The sequence below is a fragment of the Rufibacter roseolus genome, from assembly GCF_017916365.1.
Taxonomy (GTDB): domain Bacteria; phylum Bacteroidota; class Bacteroidia; order Cytophagales; family Hymenobacteraceae; genus Nibribacter; species Nibribacter roseolus.
Genome location: NZ_JAFMSU010000003.1, coordinates 402,823 through 416,378, shown reverse-complemented (window position 1 = coordinate 416,378; position 13,556 = coordinate 402,823). Strand labels below are relative to the sequence as shown.

The following is a 13,556-nucleotide window of genomic DNA, read 5'->3' as shown; positions in this document are numbered from 1 at the left end:
CTGTATGTTATTGCGTTCTATATAAAATGTTTGAATAAGGATAGTTGCAGTTGAATTGATTGGTCTGGAGAGGGTACTCCATAAGATTATATATTCTTTCATGGTTAAAACCATGCCAAGATTTAATTGAATAAAACTTATAGATTAAATATTTGAATAGGCTTATTTTGGTAATAAATTATACTATTTCGCCCTGGTTTTTGTAATATCTGATGTTAACCTTAATTAAGCAGTATTCCCAAAATGAGAATTATTGTCCCAAACTGAAAAACAGTAATGGCATAGAAGGTATGGCTAATAGTGACCTGCCATTTAAATGCTCTTCTTGTATATGAAAAGGAGTAAACGTGAAGGGAGTCTACTTTCGGTTAGATTGAAGTTGGTTTGATTGTTATATGGCGCTTCATGACCAAGTGCGTGAATCCAAAAGTCTTGTTGGGGCAAGAAGCTGACTAAGTCACCGGTAAATGTGGGCAGGGCTTTGCTTTCCCTACAATCTAAACAAACTCAGGCTTTGCTTTGCTGCTTTGGAGTTTCTTTGTGAGGACATGGTAAAAGTCGAACTCGTTGAAAGGCTTTTTGTCCACGATGAGGTAAGGCATGCCAGCGCTTTTGGCGCACTCTCCGTCCAATTCTTCCCGATCCCCAATAAACAAGCATTCTTCTGGTTTAACGCCCAGTTTTTGGGTAATATATAAAAGACCTTCTGGGTTGGGTTTCAGGCGGTCCACGTCTTTATGGGTGGAGGAAATAACCAGGTCAGCGGCCAAGTCCATGGCATTTAATTTCTCAACCGCTTCATAATCAGAGTAGATTCCAATTCTGATGTTGTTTTCCCGAAGCACTTTGAAGAAGCTTTTCACCCCTGGATACGTACAGGCAGCCAGGTACTTAGTGGGGAACTGAAACATCCAGTGGTTGACTACCTGCCTTATTCTGTCTAAAGAGAAGTTTCCTTTAGCGGCGCACCAATCATACTGTGCCATTTCCAGATTACCGCACGTTGCGCCAGCCATTTTCTCTCTCTCTGCCCTGAAATGATGTAAGATCAGGACGTCTTTCAATTTCCAGGGTCTTATGGCGTAGTAGCGTAGCAGCGCCACTGCCATTTTCTTGCGCAACCTGGACTGGTCATACAAGGTGCCATCAACATCAAAAATGATGGTGGTAATTTTATTTAAATCAATGGTAGAATTACTGTGCATATCAAATAAGCTTATGAATCACGTTTATTTGTTTTACATCTCGTTTTTGGAAAATAGGCCCAAAATGGGAATTGCAGTTGGTGTCTAAAGTAGGTGCATCATTCCTCTTTGATGGCTTATGAAAACTGCAGGACGTATTTGGTAGGATCTTACGTAATGAAGGCCTTACAAATTCCTTCTGTTCCATCCAGTATGCCTCCTTTGTAAATGTATATACTTTCTTATGAGAATAATAATGTAAACTTTATAAATAAAATAAAAGTTATACAGAATTAAATTTTACTGGTATTATTGTTGAATAGTGTTAAATATTTTGGGCAAAGATTCAGCCAATTGAAAGCATAGATTGCTTTTATGGCCCATTTTCCAAAAATATGGCGTAAACCATTCAAGCCAGAAATGAGGCGGAATGCGTGAGGAGAGGGGTTAATTCCTTATAAGATAGTTAGGCAGAATTAATACTGCTTTCAAGAAAAACGCGACTCAATCAGATAAACTAATCAGATTACGTATGACTCTGCCATCCCCTAGCGCTCCCGTGCTCCACCCTGAAGAGGAGCTGGTTCTTCCGTTAACCGGGCGCCGTAGTGCTGCCGAGAGGCTTATTTCTTTATTTACTTCCCTGGTCGTTACAGCCGGTATATTGATAAGGATCTTCCACTTCTTTGATAACCGATCTCTTTGGCGGGATGAGCTTTACCTGGGCATTAGCCTTATCAAAATGAGCTTCTGGGAGTTGGCCACCCAGCCTTTGGCCTATGAACAGAAGGCACCCTTGGGTTTTCTGTGGGCGGAACGCCTGGCAGTAGAGGTCCTGGGCAAAGGGGAGATGGCCCTTCGGCTGTTCCCCTTGCTGTGCGGCATTGCGGCTTTGTTCGCGTTTGTGCCGGTGGCCCGGTACTTCCTCAAACCTTGGGCGGCTATGTTGGCGGTGGCGCTGTTGGCCCTGGCTTCGCCGGTTGTGTATCATTCAGTGGAAGCCAAGCAGTACAGTACTGAGTTGCTGGCTTCGGTTCTGGCGCTGCTCTTGTATGTACGCTTTCACCAAAAGCGCAGTCTGAAGGCCTTGTTTGTGTGGGGATTGGCCGGGGCGTTACTGCTCTGGTTTTCATACTCCGTTATCTTCGTACTGGCCGGGATAGGGATGGCTGTGACCCTGAAAATGCTGCGTCAGGAAGGCTGGAAAGCTCCCCTCCGGTACGTTCCCGCCTTTGGCTTATGGGTATGCAGCTTTGCGGTGACTTATGTGCTGTTCCTGGGCCGCTACCAGGATTCACAGTGGCTTACGGTTTTCTTTGAGAAGTATTGCCAAGCTTATCTGCCGGTATCTTTTTCCCCAACGGCCTTGCCTAAATGGCTTTTCATGAAAGCCAATGAAATAGTGAAGAATCCGCTGGGGCAGACCTTCAAATTCGCGGTGGCTTCTCCGGCCGCTTTTATTGTTGTTCGCTTTTTCCCGTTGGCTTTGCTGGGTGCGGGCATGCTACTATTTGCCAGGAAAAGCTTTTCTAAGTTCAGTGTTTTGGTGTTTCCGCTTTTGCTGGCGCTTTTGGCTTCTGGTCTAAAGCAGTATCCTTTTTATGAGCGCTTGGTCCTGTTTCTGGCACCCATGTTCATCATGTTCATCTGTTACGCTGCCCAGGAGATCCTGGCCCTCTTATTGGGGAGAACCGCGGTAAAGCTTCTGTTAGCCACATTGCTCCTTGCCCCGCCCATGTACAACGCTGTAAGAGAAATAACCAACCCAGACTATTTCCTGAACAAGGAAAAAGGCCGGGAGGCGCTCTTGTATATCAATGACCAATTCAAGCAGGGTGATGCAGTGTACGTCTACTGGAATATGTGGCATGTGTATGACTACTACAAAGAGGCCTACAACCTTAAATTCACTGCCTTGAAAGGAGAGGACCTGAAAACAGTATCTGAAGACGAGGACACGTACCTCCGGAAACTATCTCCAGGCATCAGCCAAGTTAAGGGACACAATCGCTTGTGGTATCTGTACGACTCCTATCTAAGGGTAAACATTGGCGGCTTTGTAGAGCAGCCCGCCTGGTATTTCCATAAAGATTACCTTCCCGGGCAAACCCCCAAGGCGGCATTCTTCAATCTAGGCAAGGAAAGAGAGGAGAAGTTTATGGGGAAAGATGCAGTGGTCTTATCATATCAACTGGCCCCTTGAATTTGCCGATAGGCTGTTTTAAGGCCATTTTCCTGGAATAGGGTATAAAGTACCGGACTTTAAGGCTCTTTGGACACGACTTCTCAACTCAAAAGCGGAAGGCCTTACACCTGTTGTTAAACAGTATAAGATCTTTTGCTTTGTAAGGATGATGGGAGAGAATTAGGGCTGAAGAAAGACGGATTACCTAATCCTTAGAACCAAAGCTGAGCTGAAATGATAAAGCCTCTGGTAGCAGATGGAGCAGGTTCTGGGTTTATCTCAATTAAGACCTAATCTGTATTTTCCTTATTTCCAGAAAAACGGCTAATAATCGGCTGCAATGGTTTTGTGCCTGAGCAAGAGATTAGATCAGTTCTAGGCAGCGGGGCCAGTGAGTAAACTTAGCTTAGCTCTTCCCATCCTGGGAAAGCTAAATGAGGTTATGCTTTAACTCCTGTGGTAGAAAAGCCGATTCACCCTTTGTGGTTGTCTTCAGTCTGAGATTTTCATTTTTGAACTGCAGCAACCGATGGAAGTTCTTCCGCACCTTGAAATATTTCCGGTAGCCCAGCAATCTGGTTTTGTAGCCTAGAAGGAGAAGGCTGTTGATTTTGGCCTGGTCAGAGGCGGGATCAAGGGCGCCTTGCTTCACTACCAGCCTAAGAAGCTCCTGAACGTAGTATAGGAACCCCTTCAAAAAGCGGTAGTTGAAAGCCAGCTCAGACCGACTTCCCTGGTTTACCAGGATATTGTAGGCATCCAGAACCTCAAAGCAAGCCGAGCTTTCCTTCAGGTACCTAAGGTAATAGCCCCAGGTTTGTCTCTCCTTTTTCATGAAATGCTTAAAGGCGAGCCGCTCATCATACCAAATGTCGTAGCCCAGAAGGGCCAGGGCATAGCAGATCTCATAGTCCCCGCCAGAGCTCAAAGCCGAGGCCAGTCTGTCGGTTAGAATGGGTTGGTACCCGATGCGGAAAAGATGGTCATAAGCCGATTTCCTGAGGACACAACCGGCCCCGTAAACAGTGTTCTTGGCCACTTTCCCAGACTCAGGGGCCTGGTGCCCGTTGGCAAACAGCCGGACCTGCGTCGCAAAGTAGGGTGGTTCCTCCTCGTAAACCAAGTCGCCGTACCCACCCAAGACCCCGATTTTGGGATTCTGTTCCATCAGATCAAAGGCCAGGGTCACGTAATCTGGGCTGAGCCAGTTGTCGTCATCGCAGAGGAGAATGTACTCAAATTGCGCATGCGTATATCCCAGCTCCCGAGCAAAGGTCAGGCCGGGTTTAGGTTGGTGCAGTAACGAGAAACGGACCGGAACATCATACTTCTCCCATTCCTCGCGCACTACCGCCGAGGTAGCGTCTGTGGAAGCATTGTCCACGATGATGACCTCCCAGGGCACATCCGGCCGGACCTGCTGCTGGGCAATATGGCGCAGGGTTTCAGGCAGAAGCTTTTCGCCATTGTATGTGCAGATGACAATAGAAACGCCGGCTTTCATGTAATATTAAAGGTCATTTTAAAGTAAACTTTAGCAGTGCCCCAAAGAAGCTGCGGATCAAAATGCATGCCCCAAGCATACCTGATTTGGGCTTTCACTCCCTCCTTGCTCTGCACCGAATGCCAAACCTGGTTAGCCACCCTTATACCGTAATGGGCATAGAATTTCTTTGATTTCTGGAGAATTTCCTTTCTGTGTTCGGGGGGGAGTAGGTCCTGAATCATCGCCATCACTTTAAGCATGTCCTGGGAGTTCTGGCCCGTCAGGAACGTGTTGCTGGAGATGGAACTGAGGTGTTTGCGGTAATCAGCCAGGATGTCGGGGGTGTAGGCTACCGGGAAGTGTTTGGCAATCCTTACCCACATTTCCCAATCCTCGCCGTAGGTTAAGCCATAGAAACTGCCCAGCCTCTCGTAGACCTCACGTTTTACCACGGTGGCCGCGTACTGCGAAGGGTTTCTAACGGCTACCCTGGTCAGCCAATCCTTAAGGATTCCGTCTTCTTCCATTTCAAGGGTCTGGTCATAAAGCCAGCGGCCCTTTTCATCCACGTACCGGAAGCGACAGAGAGCAGCCCCTGCTTGTGGGTATTTCTGGAACAGGGATCCCATTTTCTGGTAAAAACCTGGGAGAACCCGGTCGTCTCCGTGCAAAATATGTACCAGAGTTCCTGTAGCGCGGTTGATACAGGTCTCAAAATTGCGAAGACTCCCTACGTTCTCCGGCTGCCTGAAATACTTGATTCTGCCCTTTCCAATCCTTAGCACCAGATCCTCTACCTGGGCATCGGAGCTGGCATCATCAATTACTTCTATCTGCATCTCCTGCTCCGGCATTGCCTGGTTTATCACACTTTCCAGGGTCTCGGGTAGGTAGGCCGCACAGTTATATACCGGAATCATCACCGACCACAAAGGTCTCGCCCCCCTGGTGGAAACCGGCGGTATAACAGGTGGCGATGATGGAATTCTTGGAAGCACGGCTTGCGTTTGAAGTATAAAAGCAGTTATAAAATCAAAAAGGTCTATCCCGTAGATCCTGGATAAAGCAGAAAGGCGTTTTGCCCTTGTTTTCTCAAAACGGGCCAAAAGACCACCTGACTTTGCAGCAATCAGTTTTCAGTTATTTTATTTTTTAGCACCTATTACCTGTAGTCTTTGCCAAGGTATAAACGACAAAAAGCCGGGCCTGTCTTTGAGCTGGAGGAAAGGCTTTTCTACAAAACGCCAGCTAGCATAGGCCGCTAATACCGTGGTGGCCAGAGAAAGTAGAAATAAGCTGAACAAGCTCAATTCCCTTCCAATGAATAGCATGAACAGTTGCTGGACTGGCCAGGCATACAGATATATTCCGTAAGAAAAATCCCCATGTTTGGTGAATCTCGGAAAGTTGAAACGAGGGAAGTAGGCCAGGTAGAAAATGAGGTACGTTAAGGCAAAAGGAGCCACCAGGTTGAAACCTTTAAACCAAACGCAGGAAATCACCAAGCCCAAAATTGATAACGCCACCAAACCAAAGCTTCTTGCTATCTTCTCCCTGAACAAATAAAAGCAGGCCCCCGCCAGAAAGAAGGCAAAGAACCGGGGCATGTAGAGCGGGTGGCTGATAATTTTACCCTGATAGCTTTCCCAGAGGAATATCCGCGCGAAATCTTGCAGGGCCAGCACCAGGTAAGCCAAGGCGAACAAAGCTAAAGCCACCCACCTTTTCTTGAAAATTCCCACATACGCGAAAAGCGGCACCGCTAAATAGCAGATGAACTCATACTGGATGGTCCACAAAGATTCATTTATCTGGTTGGGTAGCGGGGAGGTCATAAAGCACCTGATAGCAAAAGGCGCTTGCATGGTGAAAAGGTTTAGCAGGAAAAGCTTCTTTCTGATGGAGTGGAAATACAGGAGTAAGTTCCCTTGGGGGTGGTCAACGTCAAAGGTGCCCAAGGGGCCTAAAAGGAGCATGCTGATGATGAAAGCCACGAAGAACCCCGGGTATATTCTGAGTACCCTTTTCTTTAAATAGGCCCAAAAGGAAGAACTATGCTTATAGCTATGTATGATTAGAAAGCCACTGATGATGAAAAAGCCATTTACCGCCACACTGCCTAAATCAATCTGATTCCTAGAGAAAATCATAAAGGGTTCTGTGTCAATGCCCTTTCCGTAATAGATAACAAACCAGTGACTGAAGATCACCGTGACGGCAAGCAGGCATCTGAGTAAATCAAAGTTGTTTACTTTGAGGTCCGGACCGATTAACAATTTATTTTCCAAGGTGTCTGTTTTTTTTACTGGTTCCTAAAGCTTCCTGGCCTTTGGCCTTGCTGCAGAACCATACTGAAGTTAAGGCATGATTTTTTAAAAGGCAGCCAAAACGCTCTTCTGGGCCTGCTGGCTTTGCTATGCCTTAGAAACCAGGACCAGGTGTTTATTTTGAATGACAATGAAGGTTAGAGGTGGTGCGGTTGCGTTTTTGGGTGATCCTTCCTTTTCAAATCCATGCATTCGCGTGGCCGTGGCACCGTCAACTAAGGAAACCTTTGTTTTGCCCAAGGGCGGCAGATTATCCTCAGAGGTTGATAGTATAGATTGTATAGTTACCTATAAATAGGCGTTCAGAACTTCTTTGTTTTTGTTTGTATAAAACTCCTAAAAAATTGCAAGGTTTAAGCCTTGGTTTAAAAATAAGGATGATTATTTAATTTTAACAATAAAAAATTATAAAATTATGGCTTATGGCTAAGAAGTTTAGAGGAAATTAACTGCTTTAGCATCCTCATCTTTCCAAGGCTTAGGAGAAACAAGACTGCTTTGTGTCTGGGAAGTTGCCTTACCAAAGCTGAAACAATAAACCTTTCTTTGTAATAAGCTGCCTCCGCCATGGCCTTTGGGTCAGCGTTGATGTTCTCTTTGGCCAAAATCTTTTGGTTTAGAAAGCGTAGTTCTTTGATGCATTGGTACAGGCTGCTTACCCTTTGTTCCTGCAACAGAGAAGTAAAGTCATGTTGGAGGCACTCCAGGTATTTATCTGGGAGGGTATAATCTTCGCCGGCATAGTACCTGAAATTTCTGAGGAGCTGTTCTTTTTGCGCCTGGTCGTACTCCTGCTTCTTTAAAACCTGGTGCAGGCTTTGGTTGGTGATGCGGTAATCAAGTAAGGCCTCGGGCAGGTTGTGAATCTTATGGTTTCTGGCCAGTTGCCAGAATAGCTCAAAGTCTTCTGAGTAAGCCGCCGTGTACATGCCCACTTCCTGAACGGCGCCTTTCCGGTACATCACCGTGGGGTGATAAATCCAGCAGACAAAGTTGAGGTTGTAGTAGAAGTACCGGCTGTCAAACTGATCCTGCCGCAGGAATTCCCCGGTCTCAGACACCACCCTCACCAAAGAGGAAACCATGGCACAGTCTGGGTTGGCTTGCATGTAGGCGTACTGTTTCTCAAGCCGGGTAGGGTGACAGATATCATCAGCGTCCATGCGCGCGATCAGTTCCGTTCTGGCCAGTGTGATTCCTTTGTTCAGGGTAGGGGAAATGCCCAGGTTCCGCTCGTTGTGCAGGAACCTGATCCTGGGATCTGCATAAGACCGGATGATTTCCTGGCTTTTGTCAGTGGAGCCGTCATCAATGATCAGGAACTCAAAATCATGGAAGGTCTGGTCCAGGATGCTTTCAATGGCCTGTGCCAGGAACCTTTCAGAATTAAACACGGGCATTAAAACAGTGAGCGCAGGCATAGTGTGGGCGGTTATCAGATCTATGCTTTACAATCTGCTCAGCTTCCTGAGAAGCTTACTGGAGAGTAAATGCAAGCGGGGGTATTTGTAAGGGAACAAGGCCCTTTGCAGCAGTGAGTGGGTGGTTTTGTCTGTGATATTTTCTTTCTGGAGGTATTCCTGCAGCCACAGTAGGAAGTAATTGCGCACAGCGTGGTACTTGCCGTCGGCATGCACACTGGAGACAATAGATTCGGGGCGTTGCCGGTACAGGTTGTTGCAGGCCGAGGAGACATACACCTGCTCGTTCAGGTATAACTTGCTCAGGAAAGCCTGGTCTTCATACAGCCCGAATTCCTTTCTGAAGGAGTCTTCGAAGCCACCTAGTTTCTGGAAGGCCGCTTTCTCTATGATCAGGCCAGACGGCACAGGCGCAGCCCCGGTACCCAGTGGGTATAGGTGCTCCATTAATTTAAGGGCCGGGTACACCTGATCCTGCAGGGCGCCCACTAAAATGGTGACGTTCTCTTTTTGCGGGTCTGCCCAATCATACCAATAGACAGAGCCTTCGGCCACCATGGCTACCTCTGGGTGCTGCCGGAAGATGGCTACCTGGTTTGCCAGTTTGCCCGGTAACCACACGTCATCGGCGTCTAAGATGGCAATGTACTGGCCCTGGGCTTTACCCAGCCCGAAATTCCTGCTCGCGCTCAGTCCTTTGTTCCCGTGGCCTTCGTGCTCAAGGTAAAAGACCTTGCCTGGGTATCGGCTGGCGAAATCTTTGGCAATGCCGGTGCTACGGTCTGTGGATCCATCGTCTATCAGGAGCAATTCCCAATGGGTATATTCCTGCCGAAGTACGCTTTCTATGGCCTGGGGCAGAAAACGCTCCTCGTTTAAAAAGGCGATAATGACAGAAACCAAGGGTAAGGAAGCGGTACTCATGTGAATAGGTTCAATATTGGAATTACCATGGATGAAAGGTGGAACTCAATTCCTGGAAAGGCAGATTCTTCACCTGGTATCTACCCAGCCGGTACCGGTTAGCCTGTTTCTGAATGCGGTTCTCCTCGGTGGTGAAGGCAGCTTTGAATTTGAGGCTTGCCACCGAGGAGAGGGTTTCCTCATTGTAATTGCCATAGGGGTAAGCTAACAAACTCACTTCCTGGCCGGTTACCTCCTGCAGAAAGGTGCGGTTCTGCGTTAGTTCCCGTCTCTGGTAATCTGCGGTGTGAAACGCCAGGGCTGGATGCGACACCGTGTGAGCCCCTATGGTAAAGAGGGCGTTTTGCCCAAGGTCCTTTAGTTGCTCCAGCGTCATGCTTTTTAGCTCCGGCTTGGTCTCCCCGGTAAAGCCTGCCCATTCCCTTATCCGCTGCATGTGTTCTTGTTGTTCTGCATAGGTAAGAGGTTTCAGTTGCTGCCAGAGTTTAAAAAACAACTTGGCCCGCAAGGTGGGTGGTTTCTCTTCACAGGCTCTCCAAGAGGTGTGCTTATGCCGCAAAGTACTGGAGAGGAACTGCACCTCTTTCAGGTCTATTTCGCTCTGACCTTCTAAAGTGAAAGTCTGGGGCAAGCGCACCGTGAACAAGATCAGTTGCTCCAGTTCATCCCACCAAAAAGGCGTTTCCTGCCCAATATTCCCGGAAGAGACAAAAAACGTGGCGGGCAGGCCGTACTTCTCCAGCAGGGGTTTGGCCTGCAGGTAATTGTCGGCGTATCCATCGTCAAAAGTGATGGCAATGCTGTTCCTTTTTATTTTGTTCGCGGCCAATCTGTCCACCATTTCCTGCAGCGGAATGACGTGGTGATGCGCTTTCAGGTATTGGAGTTGCTGCTCAAAGTTGGCGGGGCTCACGGCTATTTCCCAGATATCTGCCTCCGGATCACAGATACGGTGGTACATTAAGACTGCCGCCTTGGGCGCCAGATACCTGCGGACCGCTGAAACCAACCTTCTCATTACTCAACCGCTGCTTTGGTGGCCTTTACCGTGATAATAACCTGAAAATGGGGATCGTGGTGGTCTAACTGATGCTTGGGTACTTCGGGTAGGCCCATGCCGTACAGAAAGGCGGTGGCCACGTAAACATTGCCGTACGTATTCACTTGTATTTCTCCTTTAGGAAAGGCTTCGGCCATGAGGCGGGTCATGGCCTTGTCGGTGAAGGACCAATACCAGATGTCTTTCCACTCGCCGTGGTCAATAGGCGTGATGCCGGGAACGGTCAACAGTAAAGTGCCGCCGGGTTTTAAGATGCGGTGGATGGTCTGGAGCGCTCCCTTGAAGTCATAGATCAGGTGCAGGGTCTGCGTCAGGACAATACAGTCAAAGGTATTGTCAGGCAGCTGCGGGGCATTGCTGATGTCGCCAATGAAGGTAGCCTTGGGGTTGGTTTCATCTATGTGCAGGACATCGGCTTGGGTCACCTTGGCGCCGCCAAAGCCTAAAGTATACTCATTGTCGCCAATCTCCAGGGCCCGGCCTTTGATCACGCCGGCTTCGGCGCGCAGAAAGTTTTCTATGTAATAGCGGTCTACGGGGCCCCCGCGGTCATAGCCAAACTGGGTGCTGAAAGGCCTTACCTGCCCAAAGTCGCCGGGTACCACCTTGTTCACTTCGGGGATGTAGTTTTTCAGGAACCCGTTTCTCTGCAAGAATCTGAGGCCGAACGCAGGGGTATACTTTTTAATCTGTGATTTCATGACACTAAACTTTTAACTATAAACTTCAGCAATAGAATGGGCCTGTATTGGAGCAGGGTTCGGGTGGCCTTCACGGAAGCAGGGGCTTTTCCCGTGATCAGGCTTTTGTAAAGCTCATCGCAGTAATATTCTTTCCAGATCTCATGACCCCTACTAAAGGCCTCTTTTTCCTGGTGGGTCTTTAAACAGGTTTGTTGCCGGTCCAGGACATCCAGAGTGGTGGACAGCATGCCCGGAATGTTGCCCGACATGTTAGTGGTATGGAGCCGGTAAGCCGCTATTTTGCCGGTATGGTGCAGGACCGGATGTTTTCTGGCAATGCGGAGGTACAGGTCATAATCCTCGCAGCGTTTGAGCGAGGTGTCATACGTCATCTCCTCAAAAACCCACCGGCGGTACATGACTGTGGCGTGCATGCCTATGTAATTGCCTTGTAGCAGATGCAGGTAATGGTTTGCGGTGACCTGGGTAACCTCTTCTTTCGTAATGCCTTCTTCCTCAAACACCTTGTCGTGCCCACCGGAAACAAAGGCCAGTTTATGGTCCTGCTTCAGCAGTCGCACGTTCATTTCCAGGGCACCGGGCAGAAGCCAGTCATCGGCATCCAGAAACACCAGGAACTCGCCGTGGCTGTGCCTGATTCCAGTGTTCCGGGCGGAGGACAGGCCCTGGTTTTCCTGGTACACATAGATAACGCCGGGCAGGGCTTCCGCAACCTGGCGGGTATTGTCTACTGAACCGTCATCCACCACAATAATCTCGGTGGCCGGATACCCTTGCCTCCAGATGCTCTCCACCGCCTCCTGCAGGTATTTGCCATGGTTGAAACAAGGAATCACCACCGAAACCAGGGGCATAGCAGGCTGCGGCTGCCCTTGGGGGCTGCGCTTGGTCTCTGTCTCCGGTTGAAAGGTAATTTCCATGGTTTTTGGGAAAGGCAATTTCAGTTATCAGGTCGTGAGTTCTTGTTCCGGTTGCAGTTTAGGGGCAGGTTCTTCGCGGCGGAATTGCGTTTCAGGGTCGTTTTTCCGGTTTTTGAGGTAAAACGCGTAGCCCGAAAGAATGCCTGTGATCTCTTCCCAAAGGGTTCTGTTCCGGAAGCGGTAGCGGGGGAAGCCCCTGGTCACCAACCTGAGGTAATGTTTGGGGTACTGCCTGAACAAACGGTTCCTGTAGTTGGCAGGAGGGTAGTGGTCTTGCTGCACCAGAACCGCCATGGTAAACCCACGCATATAGGCGAAAATCTGCTTTCTAAGGCTGCGCAAGTCTTTTCTGTGGGCATGGAATACCGCAGCTTTGGGGTAGTAGAGAATACTGTGTTTATGCAGCAGAATCCGGTACCATACCTCCGAGTCCTCACTGCAACCAGAGGCTCCGGCCCCTAACCGCACGTCAAACAAGCCTATTTCTTCAAAGATCTCTTTCCTGAATGCCATATTAGCCCCAGCCCCGATCTCCCAGACCGGAGGACCTAAGGGCAGGTTCTTGTTGAAATAGTTTTCATCAAAAAGGATGTTCACGTATCCCCGGTTAAAGCTCCAGCACCGCTCAAAAATGAGCTGGGTTTCGGTCTGAAGCTCGGCCGCCAATACCAGGCCGGCCATGGCCGCTACCTTGTGCTCGGTAAAGGCTTCCCATACCCTGAAAACCCATTCCGGATGCACAATGACGTCGTCATCCGTGAAGGCGATGATGGAGTTGGAGGCTTTTTTGACGCCGGTGTTCCTGGCATGGGAAAGCCCAGGCACGGGTTCCTGGAAGTATTTAACGCCGGCAAAGGTTTCCACCAGCTTCTCAGTATGGTCGTTCTCCCGGGCATTCTCAATAATGATGATCTCCGCTGGCTGGCAAACCGATTGGCGCAAGGACTCCAGGCATAGTTTCAGGGCGGCAGGTCGGTTACGGGTGCAGATCACTACCGAGACCGGAACCCTGGCGGGAATAACCCGGGAGGTGCTCTCGGAGAATAAAGAATCCATGGCCTTCCTGAACCCTGGGAAATCCCGCAATTGCAGCAGTTTCTGAAAATCAGGAATCTTTTGCCCCGAGGCATAGAAGTCTAGCGCGGGTTTTATAGCCTGGCCAAGTTTGAGGTAATACTGCTCTTCAGTGACTTTCTCATGCGGTTCCACATACAATTCTCCCAGGGCAATGGAGTGCCACCAGAAAACGAGGTAGTTTCCCTGGTTTTTCTGATTCAGCGTTGGCATCTGCAGGAATTCATGCAGGTGAACGTGGGTAATATGATAGGGGCTAAATTCCTTCATA

Annotated in this window: 11 protein-coding genes; 1 reads left to right on the top strand and 10 read right to left on the bottom strand. The window is 48.7% G+C overall.

Annotation, left to right across the window (positions count from 1 at the left end; all coding sequences use genetic code 11):
- Positions 1–497: 497 nt before the first annotated feature.
- Positions 498–1,205, bottom strand: a complete 708-nt coding sequence (locus J3P35_RS17560; RefSeq protein ID WP_210465980.1) for an HAD family hydrolase — start codon at positions 1,203–1,205, stop codon at positions 498–500.
- 643 nt (positions 1,206–1,848) lie between these two features.
- On the opposite strand from J3P35_RS17560, the gene J3P35_RS17555 reads away from it, so the two are divergent.
- Entirely contained in the window at positions 1,849–3,387 is a 1,539-nt protein-coding gene (locus tag J3P35_RS17555) for an ArnT family glycosyltransferase (protein WP_210465979.1), read from the top strand.
- Positions 3,388–3,799: 412 nt separating this feature from the next.
- Here the strand turns inward: J3P35_RS17555 and J3P35_RS17550 are convergent, their stop codons facing one another.
- From J3P35_RS17550 to J3P35_RS17510, 9 genes are all read right to left on the bottom strand, one after another.
- On the bottom strand, positions 3,800–4,873 hold the full coding sequence (locus J3P35_RS17550; protein ID WP_210465978.1) for a glycosyltransferase: 1,074 nt from the start codon (positions 4,871–4,873) through the stop codon (positions 3,800–3,802).
- Positions 4,870–5,853: a glycosyltransferase family 2 protein gene (locus J3P35_RS17545; RefSeq protein ID WP_317195400.1), complete on the bottom strand. Its 984-nt coding sequence runs from the start codon at positions 5,851–5,853 to the stop codon at positions 4,870–4,872. Before J3P35_RS17545 ends, J3P35_RS17550 begins: the two co-directional genes overlap by 4 nt.
- A gap of 147 nt (positions 5,854–6,000) precedes the next feature.
- The gene (locus J3P35_RS17540; RefSeq protein WP_246850424.1) at positions 6,001–7,131 is read right to left on the bottom strand and encodes an acyltransferase family protein; all 1,131 of its coding nucleotides are present in this window, start codon (positions 7,129–7,131) and stop codon (positions 6,001–6,003) included.
- A gap of 464 nt (positions 7,132–7,595) precedes the next feature.
- Positions 7,596–8,603: a glycosyltransferase family 2 protein gene (locus tag J3P35_RS17535; protein WP_210465976.1), complete on the bottom strand. Its 1,008-nt coding sequence runs from the start codon at positions 8,601–8,603 to the stop codon at positions 7,596–7,598.
- A 27-nt stretch (positions 8,604–8,630) separates the two neighbouring features.
- Positions 8,631–9,527 carry a glycosyltransferase family 2 protein gene (locus tag J3P35_RS17530; RefSeq protein ID WP_210465975.1) on the bottom strand — a complete coding sequence of 299 codons (897 nt, stop codon included), beginning with the start codon at positions 9,525–9,527 and terminating at the stop codon, positions 8,631–8,633.
- A 22-nt stretch (positions 9,528–9,549) separates the two neighbouring features.
- Positions 9,550–10,545 carry a polysaccharide deacetylase family protein gene (locus J3P35_RS17525; RefSeq protein ID WP_210465974.1) on the bottom strand — a complete coding sequence of 332 codons (996 nt, stop codon included), beginning with the start codon at positions 10,543–10,545 and terminating at the stop codon, positions 9,550–9,552.
- Positions 10,545–11,288: a class I SAM-dependent methyltransferase gene (locus J3P35_RS17520; RefSeq protein WP_210465973.1), complete on the bottom strand. Its 744-nt coding sequence runs from the start codon at positions 11,286–11,288 to the stop codon at positions 10,545–10,547. Before J3P35_RS17520 ends, J3P35_RS17525 begins: the two co-directional genes overlap by 1 nt.
- A complete protein-coding gene (locus J3P35_RS17515; RefSeq protein ID WP_210465972.1) occupies positions 11,285–12,211 on the bottom strand; it encodes a glycosyltransferase family 2 protein in 927 nt (308 codons plus the stop codon). The genes J3P35_RS17520 and J3P35_RS17515 overlap by 4 nt, the downstream gene beginning before the upstream one ends.
- Before the next feature lie 27 nt (positions 12,212–12,238).
- The gene (locus J3P35_RS17510; RefSeq protein WP_210465971.1) at positions 12,239–13,555 is read right to left on the bottom strand and encodes a glycosyltransferase family 2 protein; all 1,317 of its coding nucleotides are present in this window, start codon (positions 13,553–13,555) and stop codon (positions 12,239–12,241) included.
- Position 13,556: the final 1 nt, after the last annotated feature.